The following is a 22,688-nucleotide window of genomic DNA, read 5'->3' on the forward strand; positions in this document are numbered from 1 at the left end:
TGGCGCTGCAGGCCGAGGCGCTCGCGTCGTTGCAGCATGCGCTCGCCGGTGCGCGCGTCGAAATCGCGGCCGAACGCGGCGAACACGTCCGGCTCGAAGCCGGCGCCGACGCCGAGCTGCAGGCGGCCGTCGGCCAACGCGTCGAGCACGGCCGCATCTTCGGCGACGCGCAGCACCGATTCGAGCGGCAGCACGATCACGCCGGTGCCGAGCGCGATGCGCCGCGTGCGGCGTGCGGCGGCCGCCAGCAGCACGAGCGGCGACGGCAGGCGGCCCGTTTCGCTGCCGAAATGGTGCTGGGCGACCCACGCGCTGTCGAAGCCGAGCGCTTCCGCCGCGTCGATCAGCGCGAGCGTGTCGTGCAGCACGCGCGGCGACGGGTCGGGCGCGTACACGCGCGTGAGCACGCCAAGACGAAACGGGCGCGTCATGCGGCACCTCCGCCGACGGGGGCGACCGTATCGCCGCGCAGCGACGACGGGCGACGAAAGAAGGGAGGGCGTGGCAGCCCGAGCTGATCGCGCAGCGTCGGGCCTTCGTACTCGGTACGGAACAGCCCGCGGCGCTGCAGTTCGGGCACGACGAGGTCGACGAAATCGTCGAGGCCACCGGGCACCCATGCGAACGCGACGTTGAACCCGTCGGCGCCGTACGACCGGAACCATTCCTCGAAGCGATCGGCGATGGTCTTCGGCGTGCCGGTCACGACTCCCGCGCTGGCAAAGCGCTCGTATAGCTGGCGGATCGTCAGATTCTCGCGGCGCGCGAGATCGACGATCAGCTGCTGGCGGCTCTTGCTGCGATTGCTCGGCGGCAGCTCGGGCAGCGGGCCGTCGAGCGGATAGCCGGACAGGTCGAAATCGCCTGCGTTGTCGGCGAGCAGCCGCAGCCCGAGCACCGGGTCGATCAAGTCCTGCAGCGCGCGCAGCTTGTCGCGCGCGTCGGCCTCGGTCGCGCCGACGATCGGCATCACGCCAGGCAGGATCTTCAGGTGCTCGGGGCGGCGGCCGTAATGCACGAGGCGGCCCTTGACGTCCGCATAGAACGCCTGCGCGTCGTCGAGCCGGTGCTGCGCGGTGAAGATCACTTCCGCGCAGCGCGCCGCGAGCTCGCGGCCCGCGTCCGACGAGCCGGCCTGCACGAGCACCGGATGCCCCTGCGGCGCGCGTGCGACGTTCAGCGGGCCGCGCACGCTGAAGTGCGGCCCGTGATGATCGAGCACGTGCAGCTTGCGATGATCGAAATGGAGGCCGGCCGCCTTGTCCTCGATGAATGCATCGTCTTCCCAGCTGTCCCAGAGCCCGGCCACGACGCGCTGGAATTCGTCGGCGCGCGCGTAGCGGTCGGCGTGCGCGAGGTGCGGCGCCGCGCCGAAGTTCGCCGCTTCGTCGGGCACCACCGACGTGACGAGATTCCACCCGGCGCGCCCGCCGCTCAGGTGGTCGAGCGACGCGAACTTGCGGGCGATGTGGTAGGGCGCGTTGTAGGTCGTCGTCGCCGTTGCGATCAGGCCGATGTGGTGCGTGACCGCCGCCAGTGCGGCGAGCAGCGTGAGCGGTTCGAAGGTGTCGGCGCGCGCGCTGCGGCGGAGCGAGTCGATGTGGCTGCCCTGCGTGGCGACCACGTCCGCGACGAACAGCGCATCGAGCTTGCCGCGCTCGGCTGTCTGCGCCATTCGGCGGAAATGGGCGAAGTCGCGGTTGCCGTTGGGCTGCGCGAGCGGATGGCGCCAGCCGACGACGTGGCTGCCGCCGCCGTTCAGCATCGCGTTGAGTTTGAGGGTGTCGGTGCGGTGCGTCATCCGTCGGCTCCTCAATACGTGTAGGTCACGCGCACGCCGACGGTGCGCGGCTGGCCCGCGGCGGCGACGTTGGTGCCGGGCAGGAAGAAGTTCTTCGTCAGGTCGTACTGGCGGTTGAACAGGTTGCGCGCCCACAGTGCGACGTCCCAGTGCCGGTCGGGCGACGTGACGGTCAGGCTCGCGTTGACGAGCCAGTAGCTGTCGACCGTGTAGTTCGGGCCGAGCAGGAGCAATTGCGAATACGCGTCGCGGTAGCTGTAGTTGGTCTCCGCACGCAGTCGGTAGCCGCCGGCGAGCCAGCTGTAGGCGACCTGCCCGCCATAGCTCAGGCGCGGGAAGCTGAGCGCGGTGCCGTTGTAGTCGGTGAACACGTTATGGCCGCTGGCCGCCGACGCCTGCGTGTTGTACGTGACGAACGGCGACGTGTACTTGCCGCTCTTGTAGCCGACGTACTGCGAGATTTCCAGCCCGCGCACCGGCTGCCATTTCAGATCGGTCTCGAAGCCGTCGATGCGCGATTTCGGCGCGTTGACGAACGTGCCGATCAGCGATTGCGAGTTCGGATCGAAGGTGGCCGACAACACCTGCTGGTCGTGATAGTCGTAATGGAACGCCGACGCGTTCCAGCGCAGCGAGCGCGTGAGGTCGGCCTTGAAACCTACTTCGTATGCGGTCAGCGATTCCGGCTTGAACGGTGCGAGCGCGTTCGAATTGCCGGTGTTGTGCGCGGTGAAGCCGCCCGACTTGTAGCCGCGGCTGACGGTCGTGTAAAGCATCGTCGCCGGGGCCAGGTCGAACTCGAGGCCGACCTTGCCGGACGTGCCGTTCGACGTCAGCGACTGGTTCGCGTCGCCGCCCTGGAAGCCCGCGAACGGCACGAACGACGGCGTCAGCATGCCGGACGCGAAGCCGCGCAATTCGCGCTTCTCGTGTTCCTGGCGCACACCGACGATGCCCCGCAGGCGTTTCGTGATGTCGTAGGTCGCCTGGCCGTAGACGCCGAGCGTATCGACCGACTGCCGGTAGCGCGTGAGCGCGATGAAGCCGAGCCGGTCGCTGAAGTCGGAATAGAACTTCTCGTCGAGATCGTCGTGCGAGTAGAACAGGCCGGTGACCCAGCGCAGCCGCGTGTCGCCGCGCGACGACGCGCGCAGCTCCTGCGTGACTTCGTTGACGGTGTCGTCGAAGTATTCGTCGGAGTCGTGGTACTGCGTCGCGTCCCAGTCCGAATACTCGCGGCGGTGCAGGTAGTTGTATGCGGTGATGCTCTTCAGCTCGACCGGGCCGAGGTTCCACGTCGCGGTCAGGTCGACGCCGCCGTTCACGTTGTTGCGCCCCGGCTTCGCGTCGGTCGACAGGCCCGTCACGCGCGAAAACGCGGGACTCACGCCCCAACCCGTCTTCGTGTGATCGGCATCGGCAGGGATCACCTCGCCGGTCTTGGCCGACGTGTACGGCGTAAACAGGTAGAGCCCCGTGTTGTCCGACTTGTCGAAGCCGCCGTGCGCGCCGAAGTGCAACTTGAAATCGCGCGCGACGTCCCAGTCGAGCTGCGCGCGCGCGGCGGCGCTGTCGTGGTTGCCGAGCGTCTGGTTGGTCGCGCGATTGTTCTGCCACGCGCCGAAATCCTGCGTCGTGAACGCGAAACGGCCGCGCACGCGGTCGCTCAGCGGCCCGGACACGTAGCCTTCGGTCGTCAGCAGGTTGTGCGTGCCGTATTCGACGCTCCCGCCGGCTTCGAAATCGCGGGTCGGCTGGTTCGTGATGAAGTTCACCGTGCCGCCCGTCGTGTTGCGGCCGTACAGCGTGCCCTGCGGGCCGCGCAGCACTTCGACGCGCGCGATGTCGAACAGTTGCCCCTGGGTCTGGATCGGCAGCGCGTACGCGACGTCGTCGACGTTGATGCCGACCGTCGACGCGTTGTTCGACGTGTAGTCGTTGAAGCCGACGCCGCGAATCCGGAACTGCGGCTGGCCGCCGCCGAACGCGGGTTCGACTTCGACGCTCGCGGTCGCGTGCTGCAGGTCGTTGACGGTTTCGACGTTCAGTGTCTTCAGGTCGCTGCCCGACAGCACCGACATCGACGTGCCGACGCGCTGCGCCGATTGCCGCCGCCGCTGCGCGGTGACGATCACGTCTTTCAGCTGGGCCTCGGCGACCGGCGCACCGCCGGTCGCGCGCGTCGCGCCGGTTGCCGCCGCCGGGTCGGTCGATGCGGCCGGTGCAGCCGACGCGGCCGGTGTGATCGGTGCAGCCCCGGCCGCCGATGCAGCGACCGGCGTATCGGTCACGGCTGGTTGCTGCTGCGCGTGCAGCGCCGGCGATGCGGCCAGCAGTGCCGACGCGCCGAGGGAGGCGCTCAACATTCTGTATTTCATCCGTAGATCCCCAAATCGAAGCGTTGTTGTGCGTGTGGTCCGGCGCGGTGCCGTGCATCGGATCGATGCCGCCACGGCTCGGCAGTGCGTGAGCGGGCTTTGCAACAGACGTGCCAAGGGGCGGCCGGGCACGACCCGTAAAGGCTCGACGCCGAATGCACCGGCCGGACGACGCAGCGCGCGCGCCTGCGTTCCAGTCGTTTTGCTGGATTTCCAGCAGCGCCGCCGCGCCGCGCGCCGCGTGCTGCATTTGCGGCATCTCGCTGGAAATCCAGCGCGCCGCGTGCCGTGCGAAGGCCGCACAGGCCGACAGGGCGGCATTGGCATGGCGCTTGCTGTCGACGGAAGCCATGCTTCTGTCCACGAGGATCTTCATGAACGCTTTCACGTCCGCCGACACGCCGGCCCGCGCGTCGTCCCCGCTGTCCTCCCGTCCACCCGCGAGCCGCATCGCCGACGACGCGCACGCGCTCGAAACCGCGCGCCGGCTCGCCGACGAGCTGGCGCGCGACGCGGCGTTGCGCGACCGCGAGCGGCGCCTGCCGTTCGCGGAGCTCGACCTCTTCTCCGGCAGCGGGCTGTGGGGTATCACGGTGCCGCGCGCGTTCGGCGGCGCGGAGGTGTCGCTCGCGACGCTCGGCGAAGTCGTGCGGACCATCGCGCAGGCGGATCCATCGATCGGTCAGTTGCCGAAGAATCACTTCCACGCGCTCGACGTGATCCGGCTCACGGGCGACGAGGCGCAGCGCCGCAAGTTCTTCGGCCTCGTGCTCGACGGCGCGCGGATCGGCCATGCGGCGTCCGAACGCGGGACCAAGAACGCGCTCGAGATCGGCACGCGGCTGTCGCGGCGCGGTGGGCGGCTCGTGCTCGACGGCCAGAAGTTCTATTCGACCGGTGCGCTGTTCGCCGACTGGATCGCGGTGCTCGCGCTCGACGACGACGGCCGCTACGTGCAGGCACTGGTCGAGCGTGACCGGCCGGGGCTCGACATCGTCGACGACTGGAGCGGCTTCGGGCAGCGCACGACGGCGAGCGGCACGCTGACGTTGTCGGGCGTGGAGGTCGACGAACAGGACGTGGTCTCGATCCAGGCGGCGTTCGAGCGGCCGACGCTCGCGGGCCCCGTGTCGCAGTACCTGCACGCCAACATAGACGTCGGCATCGCGCGCGCGGCGCTGGCCGACACGCTGGAGTTCGTGCGGACGCGCAGCCGGCCGTGGGCCGACAGCGGGATCGCGCGCGCGTCCGACGATCCGTACGTGATCCGCGACGTCGCGGACGTGCAGGTGCGCCTGCTTGCGACCGAGGCGCTGCTCGACCGTGCGGCCGCGGCGCTCGACGCATTGCCGGCCGAACTCGACGACGCGCAGGTCGCGCACGCCTCGGTGCAGGTCGCGGCCGCGAAAGTGCTGAGCACCGAGCTCGCGATCCTCGCGACCAACAAGCTGTTCGAACTGTCGGGCACGCGCTCGGTGCTGAGCGAATACAACCTCGACCGTCACTGGCGCAATGCGCGCACCCACACGCTGCACGATCCGGTGCGCTGGAAATACCACGCGATCGGCAATTACGTGCTCAACCACGTGAACCCGCCGCGCCACGGCTACCTGTGATGACCGACACGCTCCAGACTCCCTCGCCGTTCGCGCCGAAGGACCCGGCGCGGCGCCGCTATGCGCTCGCCGCCGCGTGGGCCGCGGCCGGGCTCGGCGGCGCGGCCCGCGTGTTCGCGGCGGACGCCGCCGCGGTAGCGCCGGTGCGCGGCGGCACGCTGTCGCTGTTCGCGCAGCCGGAACCGCCGTCGCTCGTCAACGCGCTGACGCCGCACGTCGCGTCGCAATACGTCGGCGGCAAGATCTTCCAGGGTCTGCTCGGCTTCGACCCGCAACTGCGCGCGGTGCCGGTGCTCGCGCGCAGTTGGCGTACGTCGGCGGACGCGCTGACGTACACGTTCGACCTGCAGCCGGGCGTGCGCTGGCACGACGGGCAGCCGTTCGGCGCGCGGGACGTGGTCGTCACGCTGAAGGAAATCGCGCCGCAGGCGCTGCCGCGCACGAAGGTGACGTTCGACAAGTACGTCGCGTCGATCGACGCGAGCGGCCCGCTGCAGGTGACGATCCGCCTGAAGAAGCCGTACGCGGGACTGATCAATCTGCTCGGCAGCGGGCTCCTGCCGATCCTGCCGGCCCATCTGTACCAGGGCAAGGATCCGCGCGGCAATCCCGCGAACCAGCATCCGGTCGGCACCGGGCCGTTCGTGTTCCGCGAATGGAAGCGCGGCGCATACATCCGTGTCGCGCGCAACCCGGATTACTGGAAGAAGGGGCTGCCGTATCTCGACGGAATCGTGTTCAACGTCGTGCCCGACGCGGCCGCGCGCTCGATCGCGTTCGAACGCGGGCAGATCCATGCGCTGCGCGCGGGTGACGTCGACTACGCGGACATCGCGCGGCTCGCGAAGCTGCCGGGCGTCGCGATCACGACGCAGGGCTGGGAGCTGTTCACCGGGATGGCCTTTCTCGAACTGAACCAGCGCAAGCCGCCGTTCGACAACGTGCTCGTGCGCCAGGCGGTGCTGCACGCGCTCGATCGCCAGTTCATCGTCGACCGGATCTTCTTCGGCTACGGGAAGGTCGCGAACGGCCCGTTCGTGTCGTCGTCGCCGTTCTACGATCCGAACGTGCCGCGCTTCGCGTACGACCCGGAGCGGGCGCGCGCGCTGATCCGGCAGTCGGGCATCGACGTCGGCAAGTTCCCGCTCGTGCTGCTCAACGGCGAGAAGGGCGGCGCGTGGGAGCGGGTGGCCGAATACACGCAGCAGGCGCTCGGCCAGGCCGGTTTCCGGCTGCGCGTGCAGACGACCGACGCGGCCGGCTGGTATGCGCGCGTCGCGAACTGGGATTTCGACCTGAGCTACAACTTCCTGTTCCAGAACGCGGACCCGGATTTCGGCGTCGCGCCGCTGTACCGGATCGACGGCATCTCGAAGGGCTCGCCGTTCGGCAACGTCGAGGGTTACCGCAATCCGCAGGCCGACGCGCTGTGGGACGCGGCCGCGCTGGATACCGATCCGGCCGCGCGCCGCGCGCGCTACGCGCAGCTTCAGACCACGCTCGCGAACGACGCGGCGATCGCGAACATCTTCGAGATGGTGAACCCGACGGTGTACCGGCGCAACGTCCACAACCTGCTGCGCACGGCCACCAGCGTGAACGACAGTCTCGAGGACACGTGGATCGGATGACGCGATGAACACGGCGCTGCGTTTGACGTCGACGGTGCTCCGGGGCCTTGCGGTCGTGCTGGGCGTGCTGGTCGTGAACTTCTTCCTGGTGCGGCTCGCGCCGGGCGATCCCGCGCTGATGCTTGCCGGCGACGCGGGCTCGGGCGATGCCGCGTACGTCGAACGGCTGCGCGCGCAGCTCGGATTGAGCCGGCCGCTCGTCGAGCAGTTCGGGTTGTATCTGCGCGATCTCGCGCACGTCGATTTCGGCTTCTCGTACCGCAACCAGCTGCCGGTGCTGCAGCTCGTCGTCGAGCGCCTGCCCGCGACGCTGCTGCTGATGGCGGCCGCGTTCGTCCTATCGGTCGTCGCGGGCGTGACGGCGGGTGCGATCGCCGCGTATGGCGAGTCGCGAGGCGGTCCATGGGCGCGTCGCATCGCGCGCACGATCGGCGCGCTGGCGGTGATCGTCTATGCGACGCCGCTGTTCTGGCTGTCGCTGATGAGCGTGATCGCGTTCTCGGTGGTGCTCGGCTGGCTACCGTCGTTCGGGATGGAAAGCGTCGGCGCCGGCTATACGGGTTGGCGCCACGCGCTCGACGTCGCCGCGCACCTGGTGCTGCCGGCCACGACACTCGGGCTCGTGTACGGCGCGATCTACGTGCAGCTCACGCGCGCCGCGATGCTCGAGGTGATCGAACGCGAATTCGTGCGTACTGCGCGCGCGAAGGGCGCATCCGAGCCGCGCGTGATGATCCGCCACGTGCTGCGCAATGCGCTGTTGCCGGTCGTCACGCTCGGCGGGCTGCAACTCGGGCAGCTCGCGGGCGGCGCGCTCGTGACCGAGATCGTATTCGCGTGGCCCGGCCTCGGTGGACTGATGTACGACGCGCTGCTGCAGCGCGACTATCCGGTGCTGCTCGGGCTGCTCGCCGTGGTCGCGGCGCTCGTGGTGCTGTTCAATGCATTGACCGACCTGCTGTACGGGATCGTCGACCCGCGCATCGATCGGCGGGGGGCGCGATGACGAGCGGCATCCTGCGCCGTTTCGTGCGCGCGCGCGGTGCGGCGGCCGGCGTGCTGTTTCTTGCCGTCGTCACGCTTGTCGCGCTGAGCGCGCCGCTGTGGCTGCCGTCGCCGTGGAGCATGGCGGGCGAGCCGTTGCTGCGGCCGCTGCAGGCCGGCCATCCGCTCGGCACCGACATGCTCGGGCGCGACGTGCTGGTCGCGCTGCTATGGAGTGCGCGCGTGTCGCTGTTCATCGGACTCGCGGCGACCGTCGCGACCTTTGCGCTCGGCGTGTCGATCGGTGCGCTCGCGGGCTGGTGCGGCGGCTGGGTCGACCGGGCACTGATGGCAGTCACGACGCTGTTCCAGACCGTGCCGCAATTCGCGGTCGCGGTCACGATCGCGGCCGTGCTCGGTGCGTCGCTCGAATCGACGATCGTGGCGATCGCCGCCGTGTCGTGGCCGGCGATCGCACGGCTCGTGCGCGGCGAATTCATCGGGCTCGCGCAACGGGAGTTCGTGCTCGCGGCGCGGCTTGCCGGCGAGTCGCCGGCTGCGCTCGTGCGGTGCCAGATCCTGCCGCACGTCTGGCCGCCGCTCGCGGTGCTGGCCGCGCTGATGGTCGCGACCGCGATCCTCACCGAATCGGCGCTGTCGTTTCTCGGACTCGGCGATCCGTCGCAGATGAGCTGGGGCTTCATGATCGGCGCGGCGCGCAACGTGGTGCGCGACGCGTGGTGGCTGAGCATCTGGCCGGGGCTCGCGATCGTCGCGACCGCGCTTGCGATCAACCGGGTCGGCGAGGGGTTGCGCCATGCGTCGGCGGTTGCGGAGCAGGGGCGATGAGCGGCGCACCGCTGTTGTCGATCGAGCGGCTCACGCTCGCGTTGCCGCCCGGCGCCGAACGCCGCGACGCGGTGCGCGACGTGTCGCTGACGGTCGAGCCCGGCGAGGTGCTGTGCGTGGTCGGCGCGTCGGGATCGGGCAAGTCGCTGCTCGCGGCCGCGATCGCCGGCCTGTTGCCGCGCGGCGTGCGGCAACAGGCCGGGCGGATCGTGCTGCGGGGCCGGGACCTCGCGCAGTGCGGCGATGCCGAACGGCGCGCGGCGCGCGGCCGCGACGTGTCGATGGTCTTCCAGGAACCGCTCGCGGCGCTGAATCCGCTGATGACGGTCGGCGCGCAGGTCGACGAGGTGCTGCGCGTCCATCGCGTGCTGAGCGGCCGCGGCGACGGTGCGGCGCGCGCCGCGCGCGTGACGGCGCTGTTGCGCGACGTCGGCCTGCCGGAACCCGAGCGGCTGCGGCATGCGTATCCCGATGCGCTGTCGGGCGGCCAGCGCCAGCGTGTGCTGATCGCGATGGCGCTCGCGCTCGAACCGGCGCTGCTGATCGCCGACGAACCGACCACCGCGCTCGACGTCACCACGCAGGCGCGCATTCTGGCGCTGATCGAGCAGGCGGCGCGCACGCGGCGAACCGGCGTGCTGCTGATCACGCACGACTTCGGCGTGGTCGCGCGCATCGCCGATCGCGTCGTGGTGCTGCGCGACGGCGAGCCGGTCGAGAGCGGTCGCGCGGCCGACGTGCTGCGCGCGCCGCGCCATCCCTACACGCGCGCGCTGCTCGATGCGGTGCCGCACGGGCGCGTCGAGCAGCGCACCGTCATTCGCAGCGGCGTGCCGCTGCTGGACGTGCACGGCTTGCGCAAGCGCTATGCGCCGCGCCGCGCGTTGCCGTTCCTGCCGGCGCGAGGGCGACGCGGCGTCGATGCGCTGATCGACGTCGGCTTCACGCTGCATGCCGGCGAGACGCTCGGCATCGTCGGCGAATCGGGTTCGGGGAAGTCGACGCTCGCGCGGGCGCTGGTGCGGCTCGCGCGAGTGGATGCGGGGCGCATCGTGCTGCGCGGCGAGCACGATCTCGCGCGTCTGGCGGACCACGCATTGCGGCCGCTGCGCCGCGACATCCAGATGGTGTTCCAGGACCCGTATGCGTCGCTGAATACGCGTCAGACGATCGCGCAGATCGTCGCGACCGGCCTGCTTGCGCACGGTGTCGGCCGTGGTGCGGCGTATCGGCGGGCGGCCGAACTGCTCGCGCAGGTCGGTTTGCCGCCGGATGCGCTCGACCGGTATCCGCACGAATTTTCCGGCGGGCAGCGACAACGGATCAGCCTTGCGCGTGCGCTGGCGCTCGACCCGTCGATCCTCGTGGCCGACGAGATGGTCTCGGGGCTCGACGTGTCGGTGCAGGCGCAGGTGCTCGAACTGCTCGCGTCGGTGCAGCGGCGCCGCGCGATGGCGATCGTGTTCGTCACGCACGACCTGCGCGTCGCCGCGCAGACCTGCGACCGAATCGCGGTGATGCAGGCGGGGCGGGTGGTCGAGCTGGGCGACACCGCGCAAGTATTCGGCGCTGCGCGCCACCCGTACACGCGCGCGTTGCTCGACGCGATGCCGGTATTGCCGGAGCGCGTGGTCGCGATCGGCACGGCGGAGCCCGCCATGCGTGCTCGTCGCATCAACGAGGAACAATCATGACCTCCGATTCGAACTTCGCGGCCGATGCTTCAGCCGTCGTGGCCGGCGTGCCGGTCGAGGTGCGCGCCGGGCGCACGCTGAGTGTCGCGCATCACGCCGCGCCGCGCGGCTCGCCGCATGCGGGGACGGTGCTGTTCTTCGCACACGGTGGCGGCGGCAACAAGAATCAGTGGCGGGCCCAGTGGCGCACGTTCGCCGACGCGGGCTACGCGCTCGTCGCATGGGATTTCCTTGGCCATGGCGATAGCCCTCGGCCATCCGCGCGAAGCGGCGCTTACCACGGCGACGAAACGCTTCGCGACTATCTCGCGCTGTTCGACCGCTACAAGGGCACGCACAACGTGCTGGTCGCGCATTCGCTCGGTACCGGCAGCACGCTCGCGCTGCTCGAGCGGCTTGCGGCGCTCGGGCGGCTGCACGAAGCAAGCGGCGCGCTGCTGCTCGGCACGCAGCTCGCGCGCCCGGTGACACGGCCGCCGGCATTGCCGGGCTGGCTGCTCGAATGGATCAAGCCGATATTCGCGCGGCGGTTCCGGCGGCTCGCGTGGCATCCGCGGGCCGATCCGGCGCTCGTCGCGTACGAGTCGCGCGTGGCGCGCCGCAACCGGATGACGACGTTCCAGGCCGTGCTGCGCGCGGCGCCGTGGCCCGATGCGCAGCGGCTGGCGGCGCTCGACCTGCCGGTCGCGGTGCTGGCCGGCGATGCCGACGGGCTGACGCCGCCGGCCGGCGGGCGTGCGCTGGCCGATGCGTTGCCGAATGCGACGTTCGACGTGCTTTCGGCCTGTGGGCATCAATTGATGCTCGAGCGGCCCGATGGGGTCGGCGCGGCATTGCGTGCGCTGCTCGAACGCGCGGTTCAGCCGGCGCCGTCGGCGTGGGTGCCGGCGGATGGACCATGACAGACCGGGCCTCGATGCGGGCAACGGTTCGTGAGGAGACGTTTGATGTCTGAAGTCGAAGCTTCGTTGGATCGGCAGGACCGGTTCGTCTATGTGTCGGCCCGAGACCCGCTCACGCGGCCGTTGTTCGACGAGCTGGCATACGAATACAGCAGCCGTTACGCCGCTTACATTTCCGAGGAAGAACTCGAAAAGGAGCTCGTGCGCTACCCGGTCGAGGCGTTCGCGCCGCCCCAGGGCGCGTTTGTGCTGCTGTTGCGCGCGGGTCGGGCCATCGCGGGCGGTGCCTTCATGCGCCATCACACCCCGGCCACGGCCGAGTTCAAGCGGATCTGGGTCAGTCGCGCGCATCGCCGGCAGGGGCTGGCCCGGCGTGTGCTGGCCGAGCTCGAGGCGCAGGCTGCGCGGCAAGGCTACACGCGCGTGCATCTGGGAACCGGGCCGCGACAACCCGAAGCGGTCGGCCTTTACCGATCCTCCGGCTACACGCTGCTGTCGTCGCACGATTTCGGCGAGGATGCGCCTCCCGGCGTGTTGTTCGAGAAATATCTGTTGCCGGTTCAGCTGGCGCACGCGAGCAGCCCGGATTGAATCGATGACACGCGACGAGCCGCACGCGTCCGTGCACGCCGAGCCGGCAGATACCGTAGCTCAGGTGCGACCGTCCGGCCGGTTCGGCTGGCCGTCTCGCCGACGCCATGCAAGCGGTGCGTCGCGCGATGCGCGTGTCCGCGCGGACATCGTGCTGGGCATTTGCGTCGCGATGGGCTTCACCACGCTGCTTGATCAGGCGATCTTCACGCTCGCGGTGCCGGCGCTCAGAAGCGGCTTGCGTGCGTCCACAGCCGAAATACAGCTGATCACGTCGGTCTATTCGATCGCGTTCGGCATCGCGCTCGTCCCCGCCGGCCGGCTCGGCGACGCGATCGGGCGCCGCCGGTTGTTTCTGGTCGGGCTCGCGATGTTTACCGGTTTCAGCGCACTCGGCGGGGTGGCGGACGATGCGCGCACGGTGATCGCGGCACGTGTGCTGCAAGGCCTTGGCGCGGGAATGATCAATACGCAGATATTCGGCTTGATCCAGGATTTGTTCCCCGGTGCGGCCCAAGCCAGGGCACTCGGACGATACGCGATGGCCGGCGGATTGTCGGGCCTCGTCGGACCGATTCTCGGCGGCCTCGTGCTCGCATCGGTTCCGTCGGACATCGGCTGGCGGCTGCTGTTCCTCGTCAACGCGCCGTTCGGAGTGGCCGTGTTCTGTCTGGCGTTTCGGTATTTGCCGCGCCAGCGGCTGTCGGATCGGCGGTTTTCGATCGACCTGATCGGGTTGATTCTTCTGTCCGCGATCACGCTCGCGCTCATGCTCGCCACGTTGATCGGGCGTGCCGCCATGCCGTCGCGGCGCGTGTGCCTCGCGGTCGCGCTGGCCGGGCTGCCGTTGTTTCTCGCGTGGGAGGCGGCGTATCAGCGTGGCGGCGGCACGCCGATTCTGTCGCGCGGTCTGCTCGGTTCCAGCGGCTATGTCCTCGGTACGATCGTCGCGATGTGCCAGTTTGCAGCGAGCGTCACACTTGGGATGGTCAGTGCGTTGTTCTTTCTCGATGGTTTGCATCTCGATCCGCTGCTGTATGCCGCGCTGTCGATTCCCGCGGCGCTTGCATCGACTGCATCGGCGATGTGGAGCTGGCGTTTCGTCCGGCGCTTCGGCCGTGGCGGGACGGTGTTCGCGATAGCCTGTCATGCGCTTGCGGTCGCCGCGCAAGGTGGGGCGGCCGAATACTTCGAGGTTCGCTGGGTCGTGCTCACGTATCCCGCGATCGTGTTGCTGCAGGGCGTCGCCGGCGGCCTGATTCATGCGCCGAATCAGGCGATGACGCTCGCGGAAATCGGCCAGGATGAAGGGCGTGGGCTGGCCGCGGGGTTTCTGCAGTTGTCGCAGCGGCTGGCGTGTTCGATCGGCATGTCGTGGGGAACGGGAGTGTTCCTGATGCAGGCATCGTCTTCATCGGATTTGGCGGCATACCGCGATGCGTTCGTCGAAGTGTTGATGCCGATATTGCTGCTGGTCGCCGGTGCGTTCGCGGCGGCATGCGCGGACTGGGCCAGCAGGCGAGAGCAGCATCCGGCGGCGTGAGCGGCAGGGCGAATGGCATTTTCGATGCATTTATATCTTTACGATATGTAATCCTGATTATGTGTATCTGTGTGCATAACGATTTCAAAAATGCTTGGTTTGCACGCGAATGGTTAACGCGCACTATTGGGCCACGCGACACGGGAAATTAACCGTGTCGAACAAATCGATTCAATCCGGAAAAATCAGAGGCAGATGGCTTGAAGCATCTGGCGTATCAGTGACAGACGAAGTATTCGACACATCCCCGCTTGACCCGCTTGCGCTGCCCATGTTCGCCGAGTTGTCGGTCGAGTATGCCACGCGCTATCAGGACTTTCGCGCCGTGCCCGCGGCAGTCGTGCGCGATGAACTCCTGACGTATCCGGCCGCCCTGTTTGCGCCGCCCGACGGAGCCTTCGTGCTGATTCGCCGAGGTGGCGAAGTCGTGGGCGGCGGCGCATTCCAGCGCTACGACGATACGACTGCCGAGCTCAAGCGCATCTGGGCGCATTCCGGCGTGCGTCGCCAGGGCGTTGCACGTCGCGTGGTGGCCGAGCTCGAATCCCGTGCGCTGCAGCAGGGATACCGGCGTGCTTATCTGACGACCGGATTTCGTCAACCGGAGGCATCGGCGCTTTATGCCGGTATCGGCTACACACCACTGTACGATCCGGCGATCGCGCTGGAAGTGCATTGGCGACTGCCTTTTGCGAAGGATCTGCTCGAACCGGGTCGTACCGATCGCTTGCAGGATTTGAAGCCGGACAGGCCGTTGGGTCGGCCGTTCGGCGCATGACGGATGAATACTTCCAAGGGATATCGAAAAATGAATCGTCGTCGCGGAATCGGTCTCGCATTGTCCGGTGCGTTTGCCCTCTGGGCCCTCGGCGTGGCTGGCATCGCACAGTCGGCGCCATCGTTGAATCTGAGTCCGGATCAGCATGATCGCCCGCGCGTCACGCCGGATCCGGCGGCCATCAAGCTGATTCCGGAGAACTTCCGCTTCGTCGAGAAGGGTGTGCTGACCGTCGGGATTTCGGTGGGCGTTCCGCCGATCAGTGTGTATGCAACGGATGCGAAAACGATCGTCGGGGCCGATCCGGATCTCGCGCAACTGGTGGCGGACGAACTCGGCCTGAAGCTCAAGCTCGTGCCGCTCGCATGGGCGGACTGGCCGCTTGCCGTCGCGTCGGGCAAGGTCGACGCGGTGCTGTCGAACGTGACCGTGACCGAAGCGCGCAAGCAGAAGTTCGACTTCTCGACCTATCGCCGCGACGTGCTGGGTTTCTATGTCGAGCAGAACAGCGCGATCAAGCAGATCCGCGAGCCGAAGGATATCGCCGGATTGCGAATCATCGGCGACTCCGGCACCAATCAGGAAAAAATCCTGCTGGCATGGGACAAGGAAAATGTCGCACGCGGATTGAAGCCGATTCACGTGCTGTATTACGACGACCCGTCCGTACGCGCGCTGGCGCTGGCATCGGGACGTGCCGACGCGATTTTCAGTGTCAACGCGGTGTTGGCTTACCAGGTGAGTCAGGGCGTGAAGATCAGGCAGGTCGGCACGGTAAGCGGTGGATGGCCTCACACCGCCGAGGTGGCTGTCACGACCCGCAAGGACGGCGGGCTTGCAGCGCCCGTCACCTATGCAATCAACGACCTGATTCAGAACGGTAAATATCGCCAGGTACTGAGCCGCTGGAATCTCGACAGCGAGTCGATCACGAAGGCCTCGACCAATCCCCCAGGACTTCCCGATCTCTGATCGGGTCTTGAGCGGCTGAAACAAGCTGTCGCCTGGAACGACATTTCATTAATCATACGGACTACTACTAAAAGGCATCGCATCGCGTGCCTTCAATCGGCAAAGAGCGGAGAAATCATGCGGCAAACACGGGGCGAAGGGGTTTCGCCGAAGACGCGCAGGACAGTGATATCGGTGGCGGTGGCGGCGGGTGTTTTCCATGGCGCGGCCTGGGCGCAGGAAGCGGGAGCGGTGGACGGCGCGGCGGTTGTCGCGGCGCCGTCCAGTGGACCTGCCGCACCGGCATCGTCGGCTTCGGCCACGCCGGACGGCAAGGTACAGGTTCAGGACCGCGTCGTGATCACGGGTTCGCGCACCGAGACACGAGCAAGCAAGAGCCTGACGCCGATCGACGTGATCGGCGGCGATCAGTTGCGTGCGACGGGGCAGACGAACCTGCGCGACGCGCTGGTGAAGCTGTCGCCGTCGATCACGAAGACCTCGTACTCGGGCGATACCGGCGTGCTGACCGACACGCTGTCGCTGCATGGCCTGACGCCCGACCACGTGCTCGTGCTGGTGAATGGCAAGCGCCGCCATACGACCGCGAACATCACGCTGGATCCAGGCCTGAATCAAGGCTCGACCGGCGTGGATATCGATACGATCCCGGTGGGCCTGATCGACCATATCGAAGTGCTGCGTGACGGCGCATCCGCGCAGTACGGTTCCGATGCGATCGCGGGCGTGATCAACATCATCCTGAAGCGCAACGTGCGCGGCGGTGAGCTCGCGACGACCAACGGACAGACGTACTCGGGCGACGGCTTCAAGACCAGCGAATCCGCCACGATCGGCCTGAATCTCGCCGACAAGGGATTCATCGATCTGAGCGCCGGATTCGACCGGCAGAACCATACGATCCGCACGGGGCCCGACGACTATTTCGGACGGTTTCCGCAGGGGCAGGGCTATTACAACCCGATCCTCGGCGACCCGGCCAGTTCGCGCGAAACGGTGGGCTTCAATGCCGGCTACTACCTCGGCGACGACGTCGAGCTCTACGGGTTCGGCACCTATGCGCACCGCAATGGCGAGGCGTACCAGAACTATCGTCCGCCGTCGGTCCTGCCGCAGGTCTACCCGAACGGGTTCGTGCCGGTCGAAACGATCAACGAGAACGATTACTCGGTGACGGCCGGCGTGAAGGGCAAGAACCTGTTCGGCTGGGCATGGGATCTGAGCACGACCTATGGCGGCGACTACAGCGTGTTCGGGATGCGCAATTCCGCCAACACGGGCTTGTACGCTGCCTCGGGCTATACGCCGTCCACCTTTCATCTGTCGACCGTCAGCAACACCCAGCTGACGAACAACCTCGACCTGTCGCGGGCGTTCAATGTCCCGCTGCTGCCCGCACCGCTGAATGTCGCCGTGGGTGTCGAACAGCGTCGCGAAACCTATACGATCCGCAATGGCGAACAGGCGTCGTGGATCGACGGCGGCTCGGCCGCGTTGCCGGGCCTGGCGCCGGTCAGCGCGAGCGATATCTCGCGCAACGTGATCGGCACGTACGTTGATCTGTCGACCTACCTGACACCGAAATGGCAGGTGAATCTGGCCGGCCGTTACGAGCACTACAACGACGTCGGCGACACGACCAACGGCAAGATTTCGACCCGCTACCAGTTCTCGCCGGCCATCGCGGTTCGCGGCAGCGTGAGTTCCGGCTTCCGCGCGCCGTCGCTGGCCCAGGAGTCCTACACCAGCGTGACCACGTCGCCGGCGTCCGTGGGCGGGATCCTGGCAACGACATCGCCCGGCGCGCGCCTGATCGGTGCGCAGGCGCTGAAACCCGAGCAGTCGACCAGCTACAACTTCGGGCTGGTGCTCAACCCCGTTCGCAACCTGCAGCTGACGATCGATGCGTACCAGATCAATATCCGCAACCGGATCGTGCTCGGCGGTACCGCGTCGGGCGCCGCGGCCATCGCCGCGCTCGAAGGGGCGGGCCTGAGCGTGCCGGGCTCGGTGCCGGCGTCGGCGGTCAGCGCAAGTTACTTCACCAACGGCGCCAACACGCGCACGCGCGGGATCGACCTCGCGGGTACGTATCACACCGGTTTCGGCCGCTACGGCCAGGTGGACTGGGATTTCGGCGTGAACTTGAATACGACGTCGGTCACGCACGTGGCGAACGGATCGAACGGGAAGCCGTCGCTGAACGGACAACAGATCGCGTCGCTGTCCACCACGACACCGAAGAACAAGATCATCGTCGGCGGCACCTGGCGTCTCGACAAGTGGGCGGTGACGTTGCATGAAACGCGCTACGGGAAGACTTCGGGCGAGGGGACGTACTTCGTCGGCCCGAACGCATTCTCGACCTCGCAATTCGTTCACTACGAGGAAGCCGCGCGGTATGTGACCGACCTGGAAGTGCGTTATGACGTGACCAAGCAGTTCCAGATCGCCGCGGGTGCGCAAAACCTGTTCGACGTTCGCCCGAGCAAGCTGCCCTTCGAGACGCAACTGGAAGGTATCCAGTACAGCGGCGGCAGCACGATCGGCGTCAACGGCGGATTTTATTATCTGCGCGCACGCTATCTGTTCTGATCGAACGACCATATCCATAGCAGAAATGACCGTAACGGAAACATGCTCCGTTATCCATAATGAATGACCTGTCCGGCACGTTCAGCTGTATCGGCACTTGCCGGACGCCGCCTGGTTCCGGCGGGTCAGCCGTTCTACAAGGTTGAGCTTCATGTCTTATTCCCTTTCGATTCTCGACAAAAGCCCGATTGCAGAAGGGGCGAGCGCACACGACGCACTGAGTTTCACGATCGCGCTCGCGAAGCGCGCCGAAGCGCTCGGCTACAAGCGCTACTGGATTGCGGAACACCACGGCGCGTCGGGGCTGGCGAGTTCGGCGCCTGAAATCGTCGTGTCGCATGTGCTCGCGCATACGTCCCGGATTCGTGTCGGGTCGGGCGGTGTGATGCTTCAGCATTACAGCCCTTACAAAGTCGCCGAATCGTTTCGCGTGCTGGCTTCCATCGCCCCCGGCCGTGTCGACCTCGGCGTGGGCAAGGCGCCCGGCGGGCTGCCGCTCGCCACGCGCGCATTGCAGTGGTTTCACGACAAGTCGAAGAAACCGGATTTCGCCGGACAACTCGCCGAGCTCGATGCATTTCTCGGCGACGGCGTCGCGCCGGATCATCCGCTCGCCGGTGCGATCGCGCTGCCCGCACCCGCGGAGCCGCCGCAGCGGATCCTGCTGGGCGGCAGCCCGGAAAGTGCCGAACTGGCCGCGCGGCATGGCTGGCAGTTCTGCTACGCAGGCCATTTCAACGGCGAGATTGCCAATATCGAGCGGTCGATCGACGTTTATCGCCGTGCGACGGGCCAGGTGCCGCTGCTCGCGCTGTTTGCGGTGGCCGCGCAATCGTCCGAGGACGCGAAACGGCAGGTCGGCGCGTTGAGGATCTTCAAGCTGCGTTTCGGGAGCGGGCAGAGCGTCAACCTGCCGAGCGCGGAGGCGGCGGCCGACTTCGCGCGCCAGATTGGCGTGACCGACTACCGGATCGACGAGCTGCATCCGCAGGTGCTGGCCGGTACGGCGCAAGAGGTGCATCGGGAACTGGATGCGCTGCATGAGCGTTTCGGCGTCGACGAGTTCGTGATCGACAACCCGGTGACGGACCCGGCGAAACGTCTTGCGTCGGTCGAAGCGCTGGCACGCGTCGAGCAACCGATCGCCGTTTGACCGCGATTCGCGCCTTTCCCCTTTCTTGCATGCGGATTTGAACATGACCCAACGTAACCTGACATTCGGACTGATGCTTCACGGCGCCGGCGGCCACATGAATTCGTGGAAGCATCCGGCCGGTCCCGCCGATGCGAGCGTCAATATCGATTTCGTCACCGGCATCGCGCAGAAGGCCGAAGCCAACGGCGTGGCATTCGTGTTCGTCGCGGACGGCCTCTACATCAACGAGAAATCGATCCCGCATTTCCTGAACCGCTTCGAGCCGATCTCGATCCTGTCCGCGCTTGCGACGGCGACCTCCAGGATCGGGCTGGCCGGCACACTGTCCACGTCGTACAGCCATCCGTTCACGGTGGCACGTCAGTTCGCATCGCTCGACCTGATCAGCGGCGGGCGAGCCGGGTGGAACGTCGTGACGTCGCCGCTCGAAGGGTCCGCGAAGAACTACGGCGGCGAACATCCGGATCACGCGCTGCGTTACGAGATCGCCGACGAATATCTGGAGACGGTGCAAGGCCTGTGGGACAGCTGGGACGACGATGCGTTCGTGCGCGACCGCGCGAGCGGCCGCTTCTTCGACCGCGACAAGCTGCACACGCTGAACCACCAGGGCCGCTTTTTCAACGTGGCCGGGCCGCTTAACATCCAGCGCTCGCCGCAGGGACAACCGGTGATTTTTCAGGCGGGTTCGTCGGATGCGGGCATCGCACTGGCCGGCAAGTATGCCGATGCCGTGTTTACCCACGCGCCGTCGCTCGACGAGACGCGCGAATTCGCCGAACGCGTGCGCGACAGCGCAGTGGCGCACGGTCGGTCGCGAACCGACGTGAAGATATTTCCCGGTATCGGGCCGATCGTCGGCGCGACGCGCGAAGAAGCCGACGCGAAGTACCGTGCGATTCGCGATCTGCTCACGATCGACGAAGCGTTGGCGTATCTCGGCCGCTTCTTCGAGCATCATGATTTTTCGCAATATCCGCTCGACGCGCCGTTTCCGGAGCTGGGCGAGCTCGGCAGGAACAGTTTCCGTTCCACGACCGATCGCATCAAGGAAGAGGCCAGGAAAAACGGCTCGACGCTCAGGGAGGTGGCGCTTGAAGTGGCGACGCCGAAGCCCGGGTTCATCGGCACCGGCGAGGAAGTCGCGGACGAGCTGATCCGCTGGTTCGATGCAGGCGCGGCTGACGGCTTCATCCTTGGCTTCCAGGTGCAGACCGAAGGGCTCGAGGATTTCATCCGGTATGTGATCCCCGCCCTTGAGGCACGGGGCCGCTACCACCGCGCGTTACCGGGCGTCACGCTTCGCGAACACCTTGGCCTGCCGCGTCGCGCGAGCCGCTACGCCACCGCCGAGACTGCGTGATGAACGATATTTCCCGGATTGTCGGCCACGCGCCGTTCGCACCGGATGCCGCGACGGCGCCGGTGCCCGACTACGCGGATTACCGGGTCGTGCCCGCACGCTATCCGGCGAGAACGGCCGGCACCGTCGCGGCGATCGTGCTGATCGCCGCCGTGCTCTATTCGGTGCTCGGCAATCCGCGCTGGGGCTGGAACGTCTTTGCTCACTGGTTTTTCTCGGAGGCGGTGCTCGCGGGCCTTGGGCAAACGTTGCTGTTGACGGCGCTCGGTGCCGTGCTCGGCTTCGCGCTGGCCATTCCGCTCGCGCTCGCGCGGCTCTCGCGTTCGCCGCTGCTGTCCTCTTGCTCATGGGCGTACATCTGGCTGTTCCGCTCGATCCCGACCATCGTCCTGCTGCTGTTGCTGAACAATCTCGGCTATCTGTACGACACGGTCAGGCTGGGTATCCCGTTCACGGACATCGTGTTCCTGCACGGCCCGACCACGGACCTGATCACGCCGTTCATGGCGGCCATTCTCGGGCTCACGCTGACCCAGGCCGCGTTTGCGGCAGAAGCGATCCGCGGTGGCGTCCTGTCGGTCGAACACGGGCAACGCGAGGCCGCGGCCGCGCTCGGCCTGCCGCGCGCGCGGCAGACCTGGCGCATCGTGCTGCCTCAGGCGATGCGCGCGATCCTGCCCGCCGCGTTCAATGACGTGATCGGCCTGGCAAAGGGGACGGCGGTCGTCTATATCCTCGCCATGCCGGATCTGTTCTACACGGTGCAGATCATTTACCACCGCAACCTCGAAGTGATCCCGATGCTGATGGTGGCGACCGTCTGGTATCTGGTCATCCTGACCGCGCTGTCGGCGATCCAGGTGCATATCGAGCGCCACTACGCGCGCGGTGCGACGCGCGACCCAGTCGCCGCATCGGGCCTCTCCCGGGTGTTGCGCAGAGGCCGTCTCGCGGTCGACGCGCTGCTGTCATGGGGTGCGGCGGCTGCCGCGCGGCCGGACGCCGCTGCCGCGCCGGGCGCCGAGGCGGCCGGGTGGGCGAAACAGCGTGTCGGTGCGGCCGTCGGCATTCATCGCGTATCGAAGAGCTTCGGGCCGCTGAAGGTGCTCGACAACGTGTCGCTGGCGATCCCGTCGGGGAGCGTGACGGTCGTGCTCGGGCAGTCGGGATCGGGCAAGTCGACGCTGTTGCGCACCATCAACCATCTGGAGCGCGTGGAAGAGGGATTCGTCGACATCGACGGTGAACTGGTCGGCTATCGCCGCGACGGGCGCACGCTTTACGAGCTCAAGGAAAAGGACATCCTGCGCCGCCGCGCCGAAGTCGGCATGGTGTTCCAGAACTTCAACCTGTTCCCGCATTTGACCGTGCTCGAGAACATCGTCGAGGCGCCGGTCGCGGCCGGCCTGTCGCGTGCGCAGGCAGAAGCGGAAGCACGCACGCTGCTTGCCCGGGTGGGCCTGGCCGGCAAGGCCGATGCATGGCCGCGTCAGTTGTCCGGCGGGCAGCAGCAGCGCGTCGCCATCGCGCGCGCGCTTGCGCTGAAGCCCAAGGTGTTGCTGTTCGACGAGCCGACTTCCGCGCTCGATCCGGAACTCGTGAACGAAGTGCTCGACGTGATCCGCCAGCTTGCCCGTTCCGGGACCACGCTGATCATCGTGACGCACGAAATCGGATTCGCGCGAGAGGTGGCGGACACGATCGTTTTCATGGACGGCGGGCGCGTCGTGGAGTCGGGGCCGCCGTCGGCGGTGCTGGCGGCCCCTGCGCATCCGCGTACGCGCGAGTTTCTGTCGAAGGTGCTGTCGTAGTGGTGCCGTGCACGGCGAGCGTCT

At 67.4% G+C, this 22,688-nt stretch carries 17 protein-coding genes; 14 read left to right on the top strand and 3 right to left on the bottom strand.

Annotated elements, in window-relative coordinates; genetic code table 11:
- From G3N62_RS22030 to G3N62_RS22040, 3 genes are all read right to left on the bottom strand, one after another.
- Positions 1-431: LLM class flavin-dependent oxidoreductase (locus G3N62_RS22030; protein WP_206141297.1), on the bottom strand; the 431-nt coding region annotated here is incomplete at its 3' end.
- A complete protein-coding gene (locus tag G3N62_RS22035) occupies positions 428-1,801 on the bottom strand; it encodes an LLM class flavin-dependent oxidoreductase (RefSeq protein WP_034190927.1) in 1,374 nt (457 codons plus the stop codon). The genes G3N62_RS22035 and G3N62_RS22030, both read right to left, overlap by 4 nt.
- An 11-nt stretch (positions 1,802-1,812) precedes the next feature.
- Positions 1,813-4,167 (bottom strand): TonB-dependent receptor, encoded by a 2,355-nt coding sequence (locus G3N62_RS22040; RefSeq protein WP_185733100.1) that lies wholly within the window; start codon positions 4,165-4,167, stop codon positions 1,813-1,815.
- A gap of 386 nt (positions 4,168-4,553) precedes the next feature.
- On the opposite strand from G3N62_RS22040, the gene G3N62_RS22045 reads away from it, so the two are divergent.
- The 14 genes from G3N62_RS22045 to G3N62_RS36285 all read left to right on the top strand — a co-directional run bounded on the left by G3N62_RS22045 (position 4,554) and on the right by G3N62_RS36285 (position 22,664).
- Positions 4,554-5,795 carry an SfnB family sulfur acquisition oxidoreductase gene (locus G3N62_RS22045; protein WP_124670548.1) on the top strand — a complete coding sequence of 414 codons (1,242 nt, stop codon included), beginning with the start codon at positions 4,554-4,556 and terminating at the stop codon, positions 5,793-5,795.
- Positions 5,795-7,426: an ABC transporter substrate-binding protein gene (locus tag G3N62_RS22050; protein WP_241013169.1), complete on the top strand. Its 1,632-nt coding sequence runs from the start codon at positions 5,795-5,797 to the stop codon at positions 7,424-7,426. Before G3N62_RS22045 ends, G3N62_RS22050 begins: the two co-directional genes overlap by 1 nt.
- A 4-nt stretch (positions 7,427-7,430) precedes the next feature.
- Positions 7,431-8,432: an ABC transporter permease gene (locus G3N62_RS22055; protein ID WP_124670549.1), complete on the top strand. Its 1,002-nt coding sequence runs from the start codon at positions 7,431-7,433 to the stop codon at positions 8,430-8,432.
- Positions 8,429-9,259, top strand: coding sequence for an ABC transporter permease (locus G3N62_RS22060; RefSeq protein ID WP_034190929.1), 831 nt, complete (start codon positions 8,429-8,431; stop codon positions 9,257-9,259). The genes G3N62_RS22055 and G3N62_RS22060 overlap by 4 nt, the downstream gene beginning before the upstream one ends.
- Complete coding sequence (locus G3N62_RS22065) at positions 9,256-10,953, top strand: ABC transporter ATP-binding protein (protein WP_124670550.1); 1,698 nt, start codon at positions 9,256-9,258, stop codon at positions 10,951-10,953. Before G3N62_RS22060 ends, G3N62_RS22065 begins: the two co-directional genes overlap by 4 nt.
- On the top strand, positions 10,950-11,855 hold the full coding sequence (locus tag G3N62_RS22070; RefSeq protein WP_034190931.1) for an alpha/beta hydrolase: 906 nt from the start codon (positions 10,950-10,952) through the stop codon (positions 11,853-11,855). The genes G3N62_RS22065 and G3N62_RS22070 overlap by 4 nt, the downstream gene beginning before the upstream one ends.
- Positions 11,856-11,900: 45 nt before the next feature.
- Entirely contained in the window at positions 11,901-12,446 is a 546-nt protein-coding gene (locus G3N62_RS22075; protein WP_034190932.1) for a GNAT family N-acetyltransferase, read from the top strand.
- Between the two features lie 151 nt (positions 12,447-12,597).
- Entirely contained in the window at positions 12,598-13,989 is a 1,392-nt protein-coding gene (locus G3N62_RS22080; RefSeq protein ID WP_346778207.1) for an MFS transporter, read from the top strand.
- Between the two features lie 220 nt (positions 13,990-14,209).
- Positions 14,210-14,767, top strand: a complete 558-nt coding sequence (locus G3N62_RS22085) for a GNAT family N-acetyltransferase (protein ID WP_185732904.1) — start codon at positions 14,210-14,212, stop codon at positions 14,765-14,767.
- A 3-nt stretch (positions 14,768-14,770) separates the two neighbouring features.
- Positions 14,771-15,739: an ABC transporter substrate-binding protein gene (locus G3N62_RS22090; protein ID WP_124609292.1), complete on the top strand. Its 969-nt coding sequence runs from the start codon at positions 14,771-14,773 to the stop codon at positions 15,737-15,739.
- 117 nt (positions 15,740-15,856) lie between these two features.
- Positions 15,857-18,334 carry a TonB-dependent receptor gene (locus tag G3N62_RS22095; protein WP_124670551.1) on the top strand — a complete coding sequence of 826 codons (2,478 nt, stop codon included), beginning with the start codon at positions 15,857-15,859 and terminating at the stop codon, positions 18,332-18,334.
- Positions 18,335-18,485: 151 nt separating this feature from the next.
- Positions 18,486-19,487 (top strand): LLM class flavin-dependent oxidoreductase, encoded by a 1,002-nt coding sequence (locus G3N62_RS22100; protein ID WP_034190937.1) that lies wholly within the window; start codon positions 18,486-18,488, stop codon positions 19,485-19,487.
- Positions 19,488-19,530: 43 nt separating this feature from the next.
- A complete protein-coding gene (locus tag G3N62_RS22105) occupies positions 19,531-20,853 on the top strand; it encodes an LLM class flavin-dependent oxidoreductase (protein WP_124609293.1) in 1,323 nt (440 codons plus the stop codon).
- Positions 20,853-22,664, top strand: coding sequence for an amino acid ABC transporter permease/ATP-binding protein (locus tag G3N62_RS36285; protein ID WP_124670552.1), 1,812 nt, complete (start codon positions 20,853-20,855; stop codon positions 22,662-22,664). The genes G3N62_RS22105 and G3N62_RS36285 overlap by 1 nt, the downstream gene beginning before the upstream one ends.
- Positions 22,665-22,688: the final 24 nt, after the last annotated feature.

Origin of the sequence: Burkholderia sp. Tr-20355 (assembly GCF_017104685.1) — a bacterium.
GTDB lineage: Bacteria > Pseudomonadota > Gammaproteobacteria > Burkholderiales > Burkholderiaceae > Burkholderia > Burkholderia seminalis.